The sequence below is a fragment of the Acidovorax sp. T1 genome (genome assembly GCF_002176815.1).
Classification (GTDB): Bacteria; Pseudomonadota; Gammaproteobacteria; order Burkholderiales; family Burkholderiaceae_C; genus Acidovorax.
The window spans coordinates 2,448,935-2,466,814 of the sequence record NZ_CP021648.1 but is presented as its reverse complement, the minus strand read 5'-3'; the positions used below and the strand labels follow the sequence as shown (position 1 = coordinate 2,466,814).

Genomic DNA, 17,880 nt, shown 5'->3' with positions numbered 1-17,880 from the left:
GGCCCGCGGCGGCGGTGTGGATGGGCGTGCCGCTGCTGGCCCTGGCGCTCGACGGGTGGTTGGGCGAGCCGCCTGCAGCCTGGCACCCCGTGGTGTGGATGGGCCGGGCGCTGCAGTGGTGGGGGCTGCGCCTGGCGCCGCCCGCCCCGGTGGCGCAAGATTTCAAGCAATTTTGGCTTGCAGCGCTTATCTGGTGTGCGCTGACAGCTATCGTTTTGGTAGTATCCTGGGCTGCCCAGCAGCTGGCGCTGATGCTGCCTGCGCTGCTGGCCGCAGCGTTGCTGGCGCTGTGGCTCAAGCCCCTGCTGGCCTGGCGCATGCTGCGCGATGAGGTGCTGGCGGTGGAGGTGGCGCTGGGCCAGTCGCTGCCCGCGGGCCGCGCGCAGCTGTCGCGCCTGGTGAGCCGCGATGTGAGCGGGCTCAGCGCCGATGCGGTGCGCGAGTCCGCCATCGAGTCGCTGGCCGAAAACCTCAACGACTCGGTGGTGGCGCCGCTCTTTTGGTTTGCGCTGCTGGGCCTGCCCGGCGCCGCGCTGTACCGCTTTGCCAACACGGCCGATGCCATGTGGGGCTATCCGGGCATGCGCGGCGGGCGTTATTGGCAATGGGCGGGCAAATGGGCGGCGCGGGCCGACGATGTGCTGTCGTGGGTGCCGGCGCGCATCACGGCACTGCTGCTGGCGCTGTCTGCACGGGGCCTGCCGCTGCGCGCACTGGCGCGCCAGGCGCGCAAAACCCCGTCTCCCAACAGCGGCTGGCCCATGGCGGCCATGGCGCTGGCACTGGGCGTGCGGCTGGCCAAGCCGGGTGTGTACACGCTCAACAGCAAGGGCCGCACGGCGGGGCCGCTCGATACGCGGCGGGCAGCGCGTCTGTGCGGGCAAGTGGTTGTGTCGGTGGTGCCATTGGTGGCGGCCATCCAGTTGCTGATCGCCGTGGCGGTCTTCTGGGGGCGCCCATGAAGCCTGTCGGGCTGCAGCCCGCGCGCGCACCGCTGCACGGCGGCCCGGACGCTGCAGGCGTCCCGCTGCACGATTTTTCGACCAACAGCAACGCCTGTGGCCCGTGCCCCGAGGCGCTGCACGCCGTGCAGGCGGTCGACGCCACGCGCTACCCCGACCCGGCCTACGCCGCGCTGCGCGAGGGTCTGGGTGCTTTTCATGGCGTGCCCCCGGCGCGCATCGTGCTGGCGGCCAGCGCCAGCGAATTCATTCACCGCATCACCGCGCTGGCGGCGCTGCGGGGTGCGGTGCAGGTGGCCGTGCCCGCGCACAGCTTTGGCGACTATGCCCAGGCGGCACAGGCGCGTGGCCTGGCATGGGTGCGGGGTGGCGCCGCCGCCGCTGCGGGTTTGCAATGGGCCTGCGAGCCCTCCAGCCCGCTGGGCCACGCCGACCCCGTCGCGCGCACATGGCGGCAGGGCGCCACCGCACCGGCGCTGCGCGTGCTCGACTGCGCTTATGCACCGCTGCGGCTGGACGGGGAGGGCGCCTGGACGGGCGCGCCCGCGCAGCAGCTGCCTCCGGCCTGCTGGCAGCTGTGGACGCCCAACAAGGCCTTGGGGCTTACCGGGGTGCGCGCCGCCTACGCCGTGGCGCCCGCAGGCATGGATGCGCAGGTGCTGGCCCTGAATGCCCTGGCCCCCTCGTGGCCCGTGGGGGCGCATGGCGTGGCGTTGTTGCAGGCATGGATGGAGCCTGTGGTGCAGCAGTGGCTGGTGCACAGCCTGGGTAGCCTGCGCGACTGGAAAGCGCGCCAGCAGGGGTTGTGTGCGGAGTTGGGCTGGCAGGTGCAGCCCGGCAGCCTGGCCAACTATTTCTGCGCCCTGCCCAATGGCTCCCATCCGCCGCAGGCCTTCGCGCACATGCTCGACGGGCTGCGCAATGCGGGCATCAAGCTGCGCGACTGCGCTTCCTTCGGCTTGCCGGGGCAAGTGCGGCTGGGCGTGCTGCCACCCGCCTCACAGGACGCACTGGTTGCCGCGTGGCGCGCAATGGTGGCGACCCTTCCCAACCAGAAAGACATGGCATGACAACGACTGTTTCGGCTCGCCCACTGGCCCGCTGCGTGATGGTGCTGGGCACCACCAGCGGCGCTGGCAAAAGCTGGCTGACCACCGCCCTGTGCCGTTACTACAGCAACCTGGGACTCAAGGTCGCGCCGTTCAAGGCGCAGAACATGAGCAACAACGCGCGCGTGGTCGAGGGTATCGACGGCGCCTGGGGCGAAATCGGTTCCGCCCAATACTTTCAGGCCCTGGCCGCAAACGCCCGGCCCGAGGTGCGCATGAACCCGCTGCTGCTCAAGCCCGAGGCCGACACGCACAGCCAGGTGGTGCTGATGGGGCAGGTGAGCGCCGAGCTCACGGCCATGCCCTGGCGCGGCCGCAGCGAAAAGGTCTGGCCGCAGATCGCCGCGGCGCTCGACGCCTTGCGCGCCGACAACGATGTGGTGGTGATCGAGGGCGCTGGCTCGCCCGCCGAAATCAACCTGCACGCCAGCGACATCGTCAACATGCGTGTGGCGCGCCATGCGCAGGCCCGCTGCCTGCTGGTGACCGACATCGACCGGGGCGGCGCGTTTGCCCACCTGTATGGCACCTGGGCGCTGCTGCCCGAGGACGAGCGTGCGCTCATCCACGGCTTTGTGCTCAACAAGTTTCGCGGCGACGCGGCCCTGCTGGCGCCCGCCCCGCAGATGCTGCAAGCGCTGACCGGCGTGCCCACCGTGGCCACCATTCCCATGCAGTGGCAGCACGGCCTGCCCGAAGAAGACGGTGTGTTTGACGACCGCAGTGTTGCCGCCGGGGTGGTGACCAAAACCATTGCCGTCATCGCCTACCCGCGCATCAGCAACCTCGACGAATTCCAGCCGCTCAAGAACATGCAGGGAGTGCGCCTGCAGTGGGCGCGCAGTCCGGCCGATGTGGCGCTCCTGCAGCCCAGCGACTGGATCGTGCTCCCCGGCTCCAAGGCCACGGCGGCTGACCTGGCCTGGTTGCGCGCGCAGGGGCTCGATAGCGCCATTGCCGCGCACGCCGGGCGCGGCGGCGCAGTGCTGGGTATCTGCGGCGGCCTGCAGATGCTGGGCGAGGCGCTGATCGACCCCGAAGGCATCGACGGCAACGGCCCCGGCCTGGGCCTGTTGCCGCTGGTCACGCTGTTCGAGCCCGCCAAAACGGTGCGCCACACCGAGGCGCGCTTTGGCCAGCTGTCGGCCGGGCCGTGGGCGCAGCTTGCGGGCGTGCCGGTGGCGGGCTACGAAATTCACCACGGCCAGACGGCGCAACACCCGGCCATGGCGGCCCAGGGCGACGTGGCGCGCGCGGTCATTCCCGGCCTGGCCTGGCAAAACCGCGCCGGCAATGTGCTGGGCCTGTATCTGCACGGCCTGTTCGAAGACGCGGCGGCCCTGCAGGCGCTGTTTGGCACGCCTGGCGACGCACCCGTGCGCACGCTCGATGCCGTGTTCGACGGCCTGGCCGATGCGCTGCAGGCGCACTTTGCGCCGGGCGTTTTGCAATCCCTGATCCATCCCTGAGCATTTTTTTCATGACCTTCACCTGCACGATTCCTGCCATTTCCGACCTGCACGACGCCGCGCTGACGGCGCGCCTGCAGCACCGCATTGACCACAAGACCAAGCCCCTGGGTGCGCTGGGCCGGCTGGAGCTGCTGGCCTTGCGCATCGGCCAGATCCTGGGCAGTGAGGCACCGCAGCTCGAACACCCGCAAATGCTGGTTTGCGCGGCAGACCATGGCCTGGCCGCGCGCGGCGTGTCGGCCTACCCGAGCGACGTCACCTGGCAGATGGTCGAGAACTTTCTGGCCGGCGGCGCCGCCGTGAATGTGCTGGCGCGCCAGCACGGCCTGGCCCTCACGGTGGTGGACTGCGGCGTGGCGCGCGACTTGGCCCCGCGCTCTGCCGCGCCCGGCCAGCCGCAACTGCTGGTGCGCAAGGTGGCGGCGGGCACGCAAGACGCATCCACCGGCCCCGCCATGACGGCAGCGCAATGCGCCCAGGCGCTGGCCAACGGCATGGAGGTGGTGCGCAACCTGCCCGGCAATGCATTGCTGCTGGGTGAAATGGGCATTGGCAACACCTCGGTGGCGTCGCTGTTGCTGTCGCGCCTGTGCGGCGTTGCCCTTCAGGATTGCACCGGCGTCGGCACCGGCCTGGACGCGGCCGGCGTTGCCCGCAAGCGCGCCGTGCTGGCGCAGGCCTTGCAGGCCAATGGGGCCGCGGTCGAACCCCTCGACGCCCTGGCTGCGCTGGGCGGTTTCGAGGTGGCCACGCTGGTGGGCGCCGTGCTGCAAGCCGCGTCAGAGCGCCGGGTGATCGTGGTCGATGGCTTCATCACCAGCGCTGCCGTGCTGGTGGCCGCGCGCCTGCAACCCCATGTGCTGCAGCGCTGCGTTTTCGCCCACGGTTCCGCCGAGCCCGGCCATGCGCACCTGCTGGCGCAACTGCTGCCGGGTCAGCAGGCCCAGCCGCTGCTCGACCTGGGCCTGCGCCTGGGTGAAGGCTCGGGCGCGGCGCTGGCCTGGCCGCTGCTGCAATCGGCCTGCGCCGTGCTGCGCGAGATGGCGAGCTTTGAGGCGGCGGGGGTGGCGACGCAGGTGGCGTGAAGAGTGTGTTGGGGAAGGTGGCTCCATCGGAAATGACCCTGTTGCCGAGGTGTTGAGAAAGTTTTAGTATTACGCATGTAATTACTTGGAGGTCTTTCATGCACATGCTCAAACTCACCCAGGTCGGCAACTCTGTCGGTGCCATCTTTCCCAAAGAGTTGCTCGCACGCCTGCAACTCGAAAAGGGTGACGAGTTGTATCTGACAGAAGCGCCCGACGGCCTGCGCATCACCATCCATAACCCGGAATTCGAAGCACAGATGCGCGTGGCACGCGAGATCATGAAAGAGCGCCGCGCCGTCTTGCGCGAGCTGGCCAAATGACGCGCGAATGGGTCTGGCTGGACCGCGCCGTCGTCGTCGCCATTCACGAGATGCAACTGGCCGAGCACGGTGGGGGCGCAGGCGTGCGCGATGCCGGGTTGCTCGACTCGGCCTTGGGCAAGCCCCTGCACCTTCAGGCCTACGGCGAGCCGCCGCCTGACGCGGCTGCGCTGGCGGCGTCCTATGGCTACGGTATCTCGCGCAACCATCCGTTCATCGATGGCAACAAGCGCACCGGTTTTGTGGCTGCCGAACTTTTTCTACGCCTTAATGGGCAGGTGCTGAGTGCCGACGATGCGTCGTGTGTGCTCACCATGCTCGCCGTTGCCGCTGGCGACATGTCGGAAGAAAGCTTTGCGGCGTGGCTGCGCGAGAACAGCGCGGCACGGGCATGAGCTCGTTTTTATAAATATCAAGCCATTTAGGCCTCTGGCGCTTGTGTAGCAAGCGCATGAAGCTATTAAAAATCTAGCAATCAAGTGCAGGCATACCGCGATGCCGGCGCATGCACGGCGGTGTGGGCGAGGCGCCTGGAAGGCGGCCAGTCACCCCACGCAGGTCTGGTTGCGTCCGCGCTTCTTGGCCTGGTAGAGCGAGGCGTCGGCGCGTGACAGCATGGCATCGAGCGTGTCCGTCGGGCCTTGCCAGGTGGTCACTCCGATGCTGAGCTGGCAGTCGAGCGGGTGACCCACATGCAGCAGGGCGTGAATGCGCTGCGCCACATGGTGGGCTGCCGGCGCACCGGTGTCGGGAAGCAGAACCAGAAACTCTTCGCCACCGTAGCGGCCCAGGCGGTCTTCACTGCGCAATGCAGATTTGGTGCACGCCGCGAAATGGACCAGCACCGCATCGCCATGCTGGTGGCCGTGGGTGTCGTTCACCGCCTTGAAGTTGTCCAGGTCGAGCATCATGATCGACGGCCCGCGGCCATAGCGGCGGGCGCGGTCCATCTCTTCCTGGCACAGCTGCATCACGGCGCGGCGGTTCAGTGTCTGCGTGAGCGAGTCGTGTGTGGCCAGGTGTTCCAGCTCGGTGCGCACCCGGTCGGTTGTCAGCAAGATGGCGCCAATCGAGAGCATCAGCACCGTGATCACGTAGGTGCCCATGTATGCCGTCTGGAAAGGTGAAGGCTCCATGATGTCGGTGCCGGCCTGGCCCATGAGGACCGAGGAGAAGCGCGTCAGCAGCACGAGGATGTGCAGCGCCAGCACGACCTGCACCAGCCTGATGGGAAAACCCTTGCCACCATGCCGCAACAAAAAGCGCAGATGCACGCCATACAGCACCGCCATCAGCAGCGCGAAGATGGCGATGCGCACTGCATAACTGGGCGCAACGTAGGTCAGCCAGATGTGCACCAGTGTGGATGCAACCGCAACGGTGCCCCACAGCGCCCATCCCCCGTCATGCCCCAGGAATCGGCGGCTGCCGATGTAGTAAACCGTTGCGCCCAGCAGCAACGCCTGGTTGGCCAGAACGACGGTGAGAAATTGGGAGAGTTCACCCCGGCCGCTGAAGAGCACTGCGGAGACCAACCACAGCACCGGAGCAGCAGCCCAGTAGTCCAGCCCACGGATACTGGGCGGGTAATTGCGCCGCATGAACAACAACACCACCGCCATCATGGCGGACATGAAGCCCGCCATGGCAATGAGGGAGCGCGGATCGAGTTGCATCTTCCGGCAGGGGCGATGGGGCGGCGGTGTAAAAAATGTTCGATTCAGTATAGCCAGACAGCACTTTTCGGGCGAATGAATTCGTGCAGTGGTGGCACATGGGGGGGCGGTGGTGCCGGTGGTGTGGGGGACTCGCTTGCCGGCTACCTCCAGAACGCCGGAACAAAAAAAGCCGCCCACTTGCGGGGGCGGCTTTTGGCGGGGGAGCGCAGCGCAGGGCCGTTCAGGCGGGGGTGGACACGCGCTCCATGCGCGTCAGTGGCAGTGCTTCGTCGGCATTGGCGGCGTTCTGCATCACGAAGTTGAATTTCGTGCGCGTGAAGGGCGCGCTGATGCCCAGCGATTCGTAGCCTGCAGGCGCCACGTTCTTCTCCAGGGCCACGATCAGGCCATCGCGCGTGGCGAAGGCAAAGTCGTCGTCGATGTAGGTGTCGCCGGGGATGTTGACCTGCGTGGTCAGCGTGCGCATGCCGGGGGCCGCCACCAGGAAGTGGATGTGCGCGGGGCGGTTGCCGTGGCGGCCCAGGGCCTCGAACAGCTCGGACGTGGGGCTGTTCGGGGGAATCGCGTAGCCAGGTGGCAGGAACGAGCGAAAGCGGTACTGGCCCTTGGCATCGGTCTCGATGCGGCGGCGCAGCTCGTACGGCTTCATGCCGGGGAAGAAGTGCGAATAGCCGCCCAGCTCATTGGCGTGCCACACGTCCACCGATGCGTGGGGCACGGGCTGGCCGTTCAGGTCCAGCACCTGGCCTTCCATCACGAACACCTCGCCCTTGGGCTCGCCCTCGTCCAGGCGCACTTCGACCTGGGACGTGGGGGCACCCGCCACGAACAGCGGGCCCTCGATGGCGCGTGGCGTGCCGCTTGCGCGGCCGGCCTTGGCGTCGGCCTCGTCGGCGCGGATGTCGAGCAGGCGGTCAAAACCCAGGCCTGCGGTGATCAGGCCCGTCTGGCCCGCGGCGCCCAGGCGCGTGAGCCAGCTGGCGGCGGCCCAGAATTCGTCGGGGCTCACATCCAGTTCGTCGATGGTCTTGAACAGGTCGGTGACGATGCGCTCGGTGAGCTGGCGCACGCGTGCGTTGCCGGGGGCGATCTTCTTGGTGTTGACCAGTTCCAGCAACTGGGCTTGGGTGAGTTCGGACATGGATGTCTCCTCTGTGGGATGGGTGGAATGAATGAAGGGGGTTTTCAGTCGAGCTTGATGCCGCGCTCGGTGATCAGCTGGGTCCAGCGCGTGGACTCGCGGGCCAGGTGTTTGGCCAGCTCGTCGGGGGTCGAGCCCACGGGCTCGGCGCCGATGGATTCAAAGCGCTTGACCACGTCGGGGTCTTTCATGGCGTCCAGCAGGGCCTTGTTGAGCTTGCCGATGATGGCCTTGGGCGTGGACGCCGGCATGAACACGGCAAACCAGGGCGACACTTCGTAGCCGGGCACGCCGGCCTCGGCCAGCGTGGGCACGTCGGGCAGGGTGCTGGAGCGCTTGGCCGTGGTCACGCCCAGGGCGCGCAGCTTGCCCGACTGGATATGTGGGCGCGCCGACGTGATGCTGTCAAACATGTAGTTGACCTGGCCGCCGAGCAGGTCGGACACGGCCGGGCCGCTGCCCTTGTAGGGGATGTGCAGCATCTCCACTTTGGCCAGCGAGGTAAACACTTCGCCCGCCAGGTGGATGGAAGTGCCATTGCCGGCCGACGCATAGGTGAGCTTGCCGGGTGCGCTGCGGGCGGCGGCGATCACGTCCCGGGCGGTCTTCACATCGGGCTGGGTGGCGTTGGTGACCAGCACATTGGGCACCACGGCCAGCAGGCTCACCGGCGCGAAGTCCTTGATGGGGTCGTAGCTGAGCTTGCCGTACAGCGGTTTGTTGGTGGCCATGCCGATCGAGGTGATCATCATCGTGTAGCCATCACCCGGCTGTTTGGCCACGTAGTCGGCACCAATGTTGCCGCCCGCGCCCGGCTTGTTCTCGATGACGAAGGGCTGGCCCAGTGACTTGGCGGCCTTTTCGCCCAGCGTGCGGGCAATGGCGTCCATCGCGCCACCCGGCGGGAAGGGAACCACCCAGCGGATCGGCTTGTTGGGCCAGTCAGATGCCGCGGGTTGGGCGTGGGCAGTCAGTCCCAGGCCGGCCAGGGCCAGCAGGGCCAGGAGGTGGCGTTTGGTGTGCATCGTGTTTGTCTCGGGTGTTTTAGATGGAGGGGTTTCAGATGGCCGAAGGGTGCTGCGCCAGAGGGGTGACGGAAATCTTCATGAACGGGAACAGCGGCAGGCCTTGCAGCAGCTGGTGCAGTTCGTCGTTGGACGCCACATCAAAGATGCTGTAGTTGGCGTATTCGCCCACCACGCGCCAGATGCTCTTCCAGCGGCCGTCGCGCTGCAGGTCTTGCGAATAGGCCTTTTCGCGGGCCTTGATCTCGTTGGCTTGCTCCACGGGCAAGTCGCGCGGGATGTTCACATCCATACGAACCAGAAACAGCATCGGTTTTCTCCTTAAACGGGGGTGGTGGTGTGTGCGGCCATGTCCACATGCACGGCGGTGAGGCCCTGGCGGGCGCGATCGAAGCGCTCCAGCTGAGCCAGCGAAATGTCGACGCCAAAGCCCGGGCCGTCGGGCAGTTGCAGTTCGAAATCGACGATGGGCATTTGCTGCTCGACGATGTCGTCCACCAGCAGTTGCGGGCCAAACAGCTCGCAGCCATGGTGCTGGCCGCCCAGGGTGGAAAACACATGGGCCGATGCGGCGCTGCCCAAAGATGTTTCGAGCATGGTGCCGCCGTACCAGCCGATGTCGGCTGCCTCGGCCACGGCGGCCACCTTGCGGGTGCGGATCAGTCCGCCATGCTTGGCCACCTTGAGCGAGAACACATGGCTGGCTTTTTCGCGTGCCAGCATCATGGCGTCTTGCGGCGTGCACACGGTTTCGTCGGCCATGATGAGCGCGCCATCGAGCGTGGCCGTGAGGTCTTTGAGCGCCTGCACATTCCATTGCGCCACGGGCTGCTCGATCAGCGTCACGCCGGCCTCGACCAGTTGTGGCAGGTAGCGGCGCGCGGTGTTGCCGTCCCAGGCCTGGTTCACGTCCACCGTGAGCGTGGCCTTGCCCTGCAGGCCGCGCGCGATCTGCGCCACATGGGCCACGTCGGCCTCAGGCGCGCGGGCGCCGATCTTCATCTTGAAGATGCGGTGGCGTTTTTGCGTGAGGCGCAGGTGCGCTTCCTGCAGGTCGCGCTCCACATCGCCGCTGGCCAGCGTCCAGGCCAAGGGCAGGCTCTGGTGCACCTTGCCGCCCAGCAGTTGCCAGGCGGGCAGGCCCTGCGTGCGGGCCACGGCGTCGATCAGCGCCATCTCCACCGCGCTCTTGGCAAACGCATTGCCCTTGCAGGCCTTGTCCATGCGCGCCAGGGCGGCTTCAAAACCACCGGCATCCTGGCCGGTGAGGGCGGGCGCCAGGTAGTTTTGAATAGCGTGCAGGATGCTTTCGGGCGACTCTTCGTTCCACGACGGGCCGCCAATGGTGGCGGCCTCGCCGAAGCCAGTGGCGCCGTTCTTCAGCCACACCTGCACGATGACCGGGCTTTGGCGGCTGATGGAGCCAAACGAGAGCTTGTGCGGGCGGATCGTCGGGATGTCCAGAATCCGCGCCTGCAGGCGGTCGATGGTGAAGCGGCTGTGCATCGCTGTGTACCTTTTTTGAGTGGTGTTGGCCCAACCGCGGGGCAGAAAAAAGCAAGGTTAGATTTAATCCGTATGACGTTCCAATGATTTATTTGCAACTTATCATTCGATCGAATCGAACGAATAAATGGGAGTGTCAGCGATGGAAATCCGGCAGTTGCGCTACTTTCTCGACATCGCCCAGACCGAGCACCTGACGCAGTCGGCGCAAAACCTGTTTGTCACGCAGTCCACGCTGTCGCACGGCCTGCGCCAGCTGGAGCAGGAGCTGGAGATCCAGCTTTTTGACCGGCTGGGCCGGGGCTTGCGGCTGTCGCAGGCCGGGGCGGCCTTTCGTGTGCATGCCGCTCGCGCGCTGCAGGAGATCGAGGCCGGGCGCATGGCGCTGGCCGACATGACGGGGTTGCAGTCGGGCGTGCTCACGGTGGGCGTCATCCCCACCTTTTTGCACACCCTGGTGCCGGCCACGGTGGCGGCCTTCAGCATGGCCTATCCCAAGGTGAACATCGTGGTGCGCGACCTGCGCGCCGGGCCCATCGAGGAGCAGCTGGTGGAAGGCCTGCTCGATGTGGGCATCGCCTTTCACCCCACGCAGCGCGACGAGATCGAGACCGAGCCCTTGTTCGAGGAGCGGATGCAGCTGGTGGTGAACCGCGCCCACCCGCTGGCGCGCCGCCGCACGCTGGCCGTCAAGGCCCTGGCCCAGGTGCCGCTGGCCATGCTGCCGCGCGCTTTCGCCACGCGCCAGCTGATTGACGACAGCCTGCGCGGCGCGGGTGTGCAGCCCTGGGTGCGGGTAGAGATGGAGTCGGTGGAGGGCCTGATTGACGTGTGTCGCTGGGGCGAGCTGGCGTGCATCGTGCCCGAACGCGCCGCGCGCCAGGCGCCGGACATGCAGGCCATCCAGTTGCATTCGCCGCAGATGGTGCGCCACGCCGGCATTCTGTGGCGGCGTGGTGCATCCCGCAGCCGGGCTGCCGTGGAGTTTGCGGCCTTGCTCAGGCCTGAGCATCGGCTTTCCGGCGGACGTTCAAACATTTGAAAGAAAAAAGCCATTCGCGCTTATGGGTAAAGCGCTGATAGCTATATTAATAATAGCATTAAAGATGCCAAAAGCATCTGCTGTGGAAGCCGCGCGATGGATCCGCTTTCGGCTGCAGCGTCCGCAGGGCTAGGGCGCGCTCGTCTTGGGCTGAAAGTCGCAATACGGCGCCACCAGGCATTCCCAGCAGCGCGGCTTACGCGCCTGGCACACATAGCGGCCCAGCAGGATCAGCCAGTGGTGCGAATCGACGGCGTAGGCGGGGGGCACGCGCTTCATCAGCTGCTTCTCCACCGCCAGCGGGTTCTTGCCGGGGGCGAGACCCGTGCGGTTGCTGACGCGAAAGATGTGCGTGTCCACCGCCATGGTGGGCTGGCCGAACGCCACGTTCAGCACCACGTTGGCTGTTTTGCGGCCCACGCCGGGCAGGGCTTCGAGCGCCTCGCGCGTGCGCGGCACCTGGCCGCCGTGCTGCTCCACCAGGATGCGGCAGGTTTGCAGCAGGTGGCGCGCTTTGCTTTTGTAGAGGCCGATGGTCTTGATGTAGCCCTCCAGCCCATCGAGCCCCAGATCCAGAATGGCCTGCGGTGTGCCTGCCACCGGGAACAGTTTGCGCGTGGCCTTGTTCACGCCCACATCGGTGGCCTGGGCCGACAGCAGCACGGCCGCCAGCAGCTCGAACACGGTGGTGTATTCGAGTTCGGTGTTGGGCAGCGGGTTGGCGGCCTTCAGGGTGGCGAAAAAGGGTGCGATGTGCGCGGTTTTCATGGCGGGCAGTGTAGGGGGTTGCCGCCTCCACGCTGTACGCTGCCGTGCAGCATGCCAATTGGCGACAATGCGATATTCCCCGTCCACTGAAAGCACCGCTCATGCAATTTGCCGACCGCCTGAACAACGTAGAAACCTCCGCCATCCGCGAACTCTTCAAGCTGCTGGGCAAGCCCGGCATCATCAGCTTTGCGGGCGGGTTCCCTGACAGCGCCATGTTCGACGTGGACGGCATCCGCGCCGCCAGCAACGCCGCTCTGGCCGAGGAGCCGGGCGCCGCCCTGCAATACGGCGCCACCGAGGGCTACCAGCCACTGCGCGAGCAACTGGCCGCCTTCATGGCGAGCAAGGGCGCCCGGGATGTGGCGCCCGACCAGCTCATCGTCACCACCGGCAGCCAGCAGGCGCTGGACCTGCTGGGCAAGACCATGATCGGCCCCGGCGACAAGGTGATTGTGGAGGGCCCCACTTTTTTGGCCACCATCCAGTGCTTTCGCCTGTATGGCGCTGAGGTCATCAGCGCGCCCATCGATGGAGATGGCGTGCAGGTGGACGCGCTGGAGCAGCTCATTGCCGAGCACCGCCCCAAGCTGGTGTACCTGATCCCCACCTTTGGCAACCCCAGCGGCGCCACGCTGAGCCTGGCGCGCCGCAAAAAGGTGCTGGAGCTGGCGGTGAAGTACCAGACCCTGGTGGTGGAAGACGATCCCTATGGCGACCTGTATTTTGGCGAGGCGCCACCGCCCAGCCTGCTGGCGCTGTCCAGCCAGGTGCCCGGCAGCCGCGACTGGCTGGCGCACTGCGGCAGTTTGAGCAAGGTGCTCAGCCCCGGCCTGCGCATTGGCTGGCTGATCGCCCCGCCCGAGCTGCTGGCCAAGGCGGTGATGTGCAAGCAGTTCAGCGACGCGCACACCAGCACGTTTGCCCAGGCCACGGCCGCGCAATACCTCAAGGCCGGCCGCATGCCCGCCACGTTGGCGAATGTGCGCAAGGTCTATGCCGAGCGCGCCCAGGCGCTGTGCGACGCCTTGCACAAGGAACTGGGTGACGCCGTGGAGTTTGTGCAACCCAAAGGCGGCCTGTTCGTGTGGCTGCGCCTGACGGGCGCGGGCGGCAAGCTGGCCGATGCCAACGTGCTGGCCAGGGCTGCTATCGAAAAAGGCGTGGCCTTTGTGCCCGGCACGCCGTTTTTTGCCCAGAACCCCGACCACGCCACGCTGCGCCTGTCGTTCGCCACGGCCGATGTCGGCAAAATCCGCGAGGGCGTGGCGCGCCTGGCGCAGGCTCTCTGACAACGCCATGCAAGACCCCAACACCAATGACGCGCACGACATCCTGCAGCGGCTGGAGGGCCTGGAGATCAAGGCCAGTTTCATGGAAGACCTGCTGGACCAGCTCAACCTCACCATCTACCGCCAGCAGGAGCTGATCGACCGGCTCACGCACGAGGTCATCCAGCTGCGCCAGCAGGCGCCCGAAGGCGGCTCGAACGGCCCGCGCAACCTGCGCGACGAATTGCCGCCGCATTACTGATTCCGTTTCCAAACCATGCAATACCGCAACCTTGGCAAAAGCAATCTCCAGGTCTCCCGTCTGTGCCTGGGCACGATGATGTTTGGCGACCAGACCCCGCGTGACGAAGCTGCCGCCATCGTGGCCGATGCCCACGCCCAGGGGGTGAACTACATCGACACGGCCGATGTGTACACCAAGGGCGCTTCCGAGACCATGCTGGGTGAGTTGCTGCGCGGCCAGCGCCACGACTGGGTGCTGGCCACCAAGCTGGGCAACAAGATGTCGGACCGCGTGAACGAGGCGCACTATTCGCGCAGCTGGATGCTGCGCGAGGTCGAAGCCAGCCTGGGGCGGCTGCAGACCGACCATGTGGACATTCTGTATCTGCACCGCGACTACAACGGCATGAACCTGGAGGAGCCCCTGCAGGCGCTCGATGCCATGTTGCGCGCGGGCAAGATCCGCTACTGGGGTGTTTCCAATTTCCGGGGCTGGCGTATTACCGAGCTGGTGCACCTGGCCCGGCAGATGGGCATGCCTGGGCCCGTGGTGTGCCAGCCTTACTACAACCTGCTCAACCGCATGCCCGAGGTTGAGATATTGCCGGCCTGCGCCCACCATGGCCTGGGGGTCACACCCTACAGCCCAGTGGCGCGCGGCGTGCTCACGGGCAAATACCTGCCGGGCCAGCCGCCCGTCGAAGGCTCGCGGGCCGCCCGGGGCGACAAGCGCATCACCCAGACCGAGTGGCGCGAAGAATCGTTGCAGATCGCCCAGACATTGCAGCGGCATGCGCAGCAGCGAGGGGTGACGCTGGCCCAATTTGCCACGGCCTGGGTGCTGGCCCACCGGTCGGTGAGTTCGGTGATTGCCGGGCCGCGAACGCTGGCGCAGTGGCAGGACTATGCGCCAGCGCTCGACTGCGCCATGACTGAAGAAGACGAGGCGTTGGTGGATTCGCTGGTGGCACCGGGCCATCCGTCCACGCCGGGATACACCGATCCGGCCTACCCGCTGAATGGGCGGTAAGTCGTTTTGAAACCACGCCGTGAGCGGGCGCGTTGACGACCCGTTGGTGTGTTTCTTGGCCGAGCGGTGGCCCGGTGTCGCGGGTGACCTGCAGGTGCTGATACCCAGCCGCACGACACCCGCTTTGCCCCTGGCCTGGGTGGTGGCGATGCCGCAGGCGGTACGATCGCCCATGAAAAAAACTTTCCAGCTCCACATCGAAGGCAAGAACAGCGACCGCGTTCTGGATGCCGTCAAGCATGAAATCCGCAAGTACATCAAGCGCGAACGCGGCCGCCCCGTGCCCGCCGGCGCGGATTTCTGGGACTTCGATTGCAAGTTCGGCCGCAGCGCCGAAACCGCCGAAGTTGCCCACCTGGCTGCCCTGATCGGCCTGATTGATGGCGTGGCCCGCGAAGGTGGTGCGCAGTTTTATGTCGAAATTATGGCCAAGGGTGGGCATCGCCAGGCACGTTCCGGCCAGGCTGGCGAAGAAGGCGGGGGCGGCGCCATCAGCGACGACAACGACGGCGATGGCGGCGGCGACGGCGACTGATCGCCCGGCCTTATTCCTGCCCTGTTGCCGCCTGCGTTGCAGCGCGTAATTTGTCTTTCTTGCTGGGCCGCTTGCCCTTGATGCCGCCGGTGCTGGCTGCCGTGGCCTCGGTCGGTAGTTCGGTGGGCTCAAAGCCGGGGACCTGTTCGCGCGGCAGGGCAAGGTGCTGGCGTTTCTCGATCAGGCGGAAATGCGCTTCGGCATCGGCCGTGACAAAGCTTACGGCCACCCCGCTTTCGCCCGCGCGGCCCGTGCGGCCGATGCGGTGCACGTAGTCCACCGCTGAGCGGGGCAGGTCGTAGTTCACCACCGCAGGCAGCTGGGCGATGTCGATGCCGCGCGCCGCCAGGTCGGTGGTCACCACCACCTGCCAGCGTTCGTCCTTGAACTCCTGCAGCACCTGCTTGCGCGCGCCCTGGCTCAGGCCGCCGTGGAAGGGGGTGGCAAAGATACCGGCCTTGTAGAGCTTCTCGGCGACATGCTCGGCGGCATATTGCGTGGCCACGAACACCAGCACGCGGCTCCATGCGTTCTCCTGCACCAAGTGGCGCAGCAACTGCGTGCGGCGGCTGGCGTCCACCGCAATGGCGCGCTGCGCGATGGACGGTTCGTTGGCAGGCGTGTCGGCCACGGCCACGCGCACGGGGTCGTTCAGCAGCCCGTTGGCCAGCGTCTGCACGGCTGCGGGGAACGTGGCCGAAAAGAACAGGTTCTGCCGCTGCGGTGGCAGCAGCGCCAGGGTGCGCTGCAGTTCCTCGGCAAACCCGAGGTCCAGCAGGCGGTCGGCCTCGTCCAGCACCAGCAGGTCCACGTTGCCCAGCTGCAATGCGTTGTGCTCCACCAGATCGAGCAGGCGGCCCGGCGTGGCGACCACCACATCGGCGCCACCGCGCAGGCCCATCATCTGGGGGTTGATGGAAACGCCGCCAAAGACCACGGCCACTTTCAGCGGCTGGGGCAGGTGCTGTGCCAGGCTGCGCACCACCTCGCCGACCTGGGCCGCCAGCTCGCGCGTGGGCACCAGAACCAGCGCGCGCACCCGCCGCTGTGTGTGGGGCGCACCGGCTTGCAGCCGTTGCAGCAGCGGCAAGGCGAATGCCGCCGTTTTGCCCGATCCCGTCTGGGCCGAGCCCACGACATCGGCGCCGCGCAGGATGGCCGGAATGGCTGCCTCCTGGATGGGCGTGGGCGCGGCAAAGCCCATCGCGGTGGCAGCCTGAACGAGGGCGGGAGAGAGACCGAGGGCAGCAAATGGCATGGTGTGAGACAAAAAATTCAGGCCAGCAACCCGGCGCCACAGCGCAGCAGGTCAGGGCCAGCAAAGAGATAACTGCGCGGCAGCCGGTGCGCACACGCCAACGCCGTGCCATCCATGAAAACGCCTGCCGCCGGGGCTGTGGTGGTGCCGGCAGCGCCGCGGGCGCAGTGCCAGGCGCCACGCAGCCTGCGGGCGTGCATTGTGCGCCACCCGCGCGGGTGGCGATAATCGCAGCCCGTCCGCGCCCCGCGCTGCACAGTCTTTTTGATGCCATGAACCTCGCATTTGATTCGTCCACCATCACCCACAGCATCCAGCTGTCCGTGGCCCCGGTGTTTCTACTGACCGCCGTGGCGGGCATGATTGGTGCGGTGGCCGGGCGCCTGGCGCGCATCATCGACCGCGCCCGCGTGCTCGAAAACAGTGCCCGCCACAGCGATGACGCCGAATTTTTGGCGCGCGCGCTGCTGGAGCTCAGTTACCTGCGCACCCGCGGGCGCATGGCCAATGGCTGTATCGGCCTGCTCACCCTGTGCGGTTTTCTGATCGGCGTGACCATCATCTTGCTGTTTCTGGGCGAAACCACGGACTTTCGGGGCCACACCTTGGCGCTGGGTAGTTTTTTGAGCGGCGTGCTCTCGTTTCTGCTGGCCCTGGTGCTGTTTTTTGTGGAAACGGTGATGGCCACGCGCATCCTCAATTTCCACATGCTGCGCGCCCAGGGGCCTGCACCTGCTACAACGCCAGCGCCAGCGTCCACACCCGCCACCCCGCAGCCTTGAGGCCCGCACCATGAAATCCTTGCGTGATCTGGCAGGCCTGGGCGGCCTGGTCTATTCCACCGACCATGGCCGCATGTGCCCCGACTGTCGCCAGCCGCAGGCGCAGTGCGTGTGCAAGGCGGCGCCAGTGCCTGCAGGCGACGGCATCGTGCGCGTCTCGCGCGAAACCAAGGGGCGCGGGGGCAAGGCGGTCACGCTGGTCAAGGGCGTGGCGCTCGATGCCGATGCGCTGGCAGCGCTGGGCAAAGAGCTCAAGGCCGCGTGCGGCAGCGGCGGCACCGTCAAGGACGGCGTGATCGAGGTGCAGGGCGACCATGTGGAACGCGTGATGGAGGCGCTGAAAAAGCGCGGCCACCCGGTCAAGCGCGCGGGCGGTTGATGATGGACCCCACCCAACTGCAGCGCCTGGTCACCGTGACCATGCCCTATGGCAAATACAAGGGCCGCCTGCTGGCTGACTTGCCCGGCAACTACCTTCATTGGTTCGCCCGCGAGGGCTTTCCGCGCAGCGACCTGGGGCGCTTGCTGGCGCTCATGCACGAGATTGACCACAACGGCCTGTCGCCGCTGCTCGAACCGTTGCGCGCCTCAGCTGGCTTGCAGCAGCGCGCGCAAGACGGCTGAGGCCCGTTCTGCGCCGGTGCGGCTG

The 17,880-nt window shown here is 66.8% G+C and carries 21 protein-coding genes; 14 read left to right on the top strand and 7 right to left on the bottom strand.

Annotated features, from left to right (window positions below; genetic code table 11):
* The first annotated feature begins 20 nt into the window (after window positions 1-20).
* From cbiB to CCX87_RS11520, 6 genes are all read left to right on the top strand, one after another.
* The gene (cbiB, locus tag CCX87_RS11545; RefSeq protein WP_087746472.1) at window positions 21-962 is read left to right on the top strand and encodes an adenosylcobinamide-phosphate synthase CbiB; all 942 of its coding nucleotides are present in this window, start codon (window positions 21-23) and stop codon (window positions 960-962) included.
* A complete protein-coding gene (locus tag CCX87_RS11540) occupies window positions 959-2,032 on the top strand; it encodes an aminotransferase class I/II-fold pyridoxal phosphate-dependent enzyme (protein ID WP_087746470.1) in 1,074 nt (357 codons plus the stop codon). The genes cbiB and CCX87_RS11540 overlap by 4 nt, the downstream gene beginning before the upstream one ends.
* Window positions 2,029-3,540 (top strand): cobyric acid synthase, encoded by a 1,512-nt coding sequence (locus CCX87_RS11535; protein ID WP_087746468.1) that lies wholly within the window; start codon window positions 2,029-2,031, stop codon window positions 3,538-3,540. Before CCX87_RS11540 ends, CCX87_RS11535 begins: the two co-directional genes overlap by 4 nt.
* A gap of 11 nt (window positions 3,541-3,551) precedes the next feature.
* Complete coding sequence (gene cobT / locus CCX87_RS11530) at window positions 3,552-4,628, top strand: nicotinate-nucleotide--dimethylbenzimidazole phosphoribosyltransferase (RefSeq protein ID WP_087746466.1); 1,077 nt, start codon at window positions 3,552-3,554, stop codon at window positions 4,626-4,628.
* A 98-nt stretch (window positions 4,629-4,726) separates the two neighbouring features.
* Window positions 4,727-4,951 carry an AbrB/MazE/SpoVT family DNA-binding domain-containing protein gene (locus CCX87_RS11525; RefSeq protein WP_087746464.1) on the top strand — a complete coding sequence of 75 codons (225 nt, stop codon included), beginning with the start codon at window positions 4,727-4,729 and terminating at the stop codon, window positions 4,949-4,951.
* Window positions 4,948-5,346: a type II toxin-antitoxin system death-on-curing family toxin gene (locus CCX87_RS11520; RefSeq protein WP_087746462.1), complete on the top strand. Its 399-nt coding sequence runs from the start codon at window positions 4,948-4,950 to the stop codon at window positions 5,344-5,346. Before CCX87_RS11525 ends, CCX87_RS11520 begins: the two co-directional genes overlap by 4 nt.
* A gap of 150 nt (window positions 5,347-5,496) precedes the next feature.
* Here CCX87_RS11520 and CCX87_RS11515 read toward each other — a convergent pair whose 3' ends face one another.
* The 5 genes from CCX87_RS11515 to CCX87_RS11495 all read right to left on the bottom strand — a co-directional run bounded on the left by CCX87_RS11515 (window position 5,497) and on the right by CCX87_RS11495 (window position 10,302).
* Window positions 5,497-6,627, bottom strand: a complete 1,131-nt coding sequence (locus CCX87_RS11515; protein ID WP_087746461.1) for a GGDEF domain-containing protein — start codon at window positions 6,625-6,627, stop codon at window positions 5,497-5,499.
* Window positions 6,628-6,850: 223 nt separating this feature from the next.
* The gene (locus tag CCX87_RS11510) at window positions 6,851-7,771 is read right to left on the bottom strand and encodes a dioxygenase family protein (protein ID WP_087746458.1); all 921 of its coding nucleotides are present in this window, start codon (window positions 7,769-7,771) and stop codon (window positions 6,851-6,853) included.
* A 44-nt stretch (window positions 7,772-7,815) separates the two neighbouring features.
* Window positions 7,816-8,796: a Bug family tripartite tricarboxylate transporter substrate binding protein gene (locus tag CCX87_RS11505; protein ID WP_087746456.1), complete on the bottom strand. Its 981-nt coding sequence runs from the start codon at window positions 8,794-8,796 to the stop codon at window positions 7,816-7,818.
* Window positions 8,797-8,830: 34 nt separating this feature from the next.
* Window positions 8,831-9,106 carry a muconolactone Delta-isomerase gene (gene catC, locus CCX87_RS11500; protein WP_005799879.1) on the bottom strand — a complete coding sequence of 92 codons (276 nt, stop codon included), beginning with the start codon at window positions 9,104-9,106 and terminating at the stop codon, window positions 8,831-8,833.
* Window positions 9,107-9,117: 11 nt separating this feature from the next.
* Window positions 9,118-10,302 (bottom strand): muconate cycloisomerase family protein, encoded by a 1,185-nt coding sequence (locus CCX87_RS11495; protein ID WP_087746454.1) that lies wholly within the window; start codon window positions 10,300-10,302, stop codon window positions 9,118-9,120.
* Between the two features lie 142 nt (window positions 10,303-10,444).
* Here CCX87_RS11495 and cynR point away from each other — a divergent pair, with 142 nt between their 5' ends.
* The gene (gene cynR, locus CCX87_RS11490) at window positions 10,445-11,344 is read left to right on the top strand and encodes a transcriptional regulator CynR (protein WP_087746452.1); all 900 of its coding nucleotides are present in this window, start codon (window positions 10,445-10,447) and stop codon (window positions 11,342-11,344) included.
* A gap of 129 nt (window positions 11,345-11,473) precedes the next feature.
* Here cynR and nth read toward each other — a convergent pair whose 3' ends face one another.
* Window positions 11,474-12,112: an endonuclease III gene (gene nth, locus CCX87_RS11485; RefSeq protein ID WP_087746450.1), complete on the bottom strand. Its 639-nt coding sequence runs from the start codon at window positions 12,110-12,112 to the stop codon at window positions 11,474-11,476.
* Window positions 12,113-12,213: 101 nt separating this feature from the next.
* On the opposite strand from nth, the gene CCX87_RS11480 reads away from it, so the two are divergent.
* The 4 genes from CCX87_RS11480 (at window position 12,214) to CCX87_RS11465 (ending at window position 15,191) form a co-directional block, all read left to right on the top strand.
* Window positions 12,214-13,404: an aminotransferase-like domain-containing protein gene (locus tag CCX87_RS11480; RefSeq protein WP_087746448.1), complete on the top strand. Its 1,191-nt coding sequence runs from the start codon at window positions 12,214-12,216 to the stop codon at window positions 13,402-13,404.
* Window positions 13,405-13,411: 7 nt separating this feature from the next.
* Window positions 13,412-13,645 (top strand): SlyX family protein, encoded by a 234-nt coding sequence (locus CCX87_RS11475; protein ID WP_087746446.1) that lies wholly within the window; start codon window positions 13,412-13,414, stop codon window positions 13,643-13,645.
* Between the two features lie 15 nt (window positions 13,646-13,660).
* Window positions 13,661-14,656 (top strand): aldo/keto reductase, encoded by a 996-nt coding sequence (locus CCX87_RS11470; RefSeq protein ID WP_087746444.1) that lies wholly within the window; start codon window positions 13,661-13,663, stop codon window positions 14,654-14,656.
* Window positions 14,657-14,828: 172 nt separating this feature from the next.
* Window positions 14,829-15,191 (top strand): DUF6172 family protein, encoded by a 363-nt coding sequence (locus CCX87_RS11465; RefSeq protein WP_087748303.1) that lies wholly within the window; start codon window positions 14,829-14,831, stop codon window positions 15,189-15,191.
* A 10-nt stretch (window positions 15,192-15,201) separates the two neighbouring features.
* On the opposite strand, the gene CCX87_RS11460 is transcribed toward CCX87_RS11465, so the two are convergent.
* Entirely contained in the window at window positions 15,202-16,449 is a 1,248-nt protein-coding gene (locus CCX87_RS11460; protein WP_087746442.1) for a DEAD/DEAH box helicase, read from the bottom strand.
* A gap of 272 nt (window positions 16,450-16,721) precedes the next feature.
* Between CCX87_RS11460 and CCX87_RS11450 the strand changes: the two genes are divergently transcribed.
* From CCX87_RS11450 to CCX87_RS11440, 3 genes are read left to right on the top strand one after another with little or no spacing between them, the layout of a single operon-like run.
* Window positions 16,722-17,231: a DUF2721 domain-containing protein gene (locus CCX87_RS11450; RefSeq protein WP_087746439.1), complete on the top strand. Its 510-nt coding sequence runs from the start codon at window positions 16,722-16,724 to the stop codon at window positions 17,229-17,231.
* 10 nt (window positions 17,232-17,241) lie between these two features.
* On the top strand, window positions 17,242-17,610 hold the full coding sequence (locus CCX87_RS11445; RefSeq protein WP_198314705.1) for a translation initiation factor Sui1: 369 nt from the start codon (window positions 17,242-17,244) through the stop codon (window positions 17,608-17,610).
* Between the two features lie 2 nt (window positions 17,611-17,612).
* Window positions 17,613-17,855, top strand: a complete 243-nt coding sequence (locus CCX87_RS11440; RefSeq protein ID WP_087746437.1) for a DUF3820 family protein — start codon at window positions 17,613-17,615, stop codon at window positions 17,853-17,855.
* The last annotated feature ends 25 nt before the right edge of the window (window positions 17,856-17,880 follow it).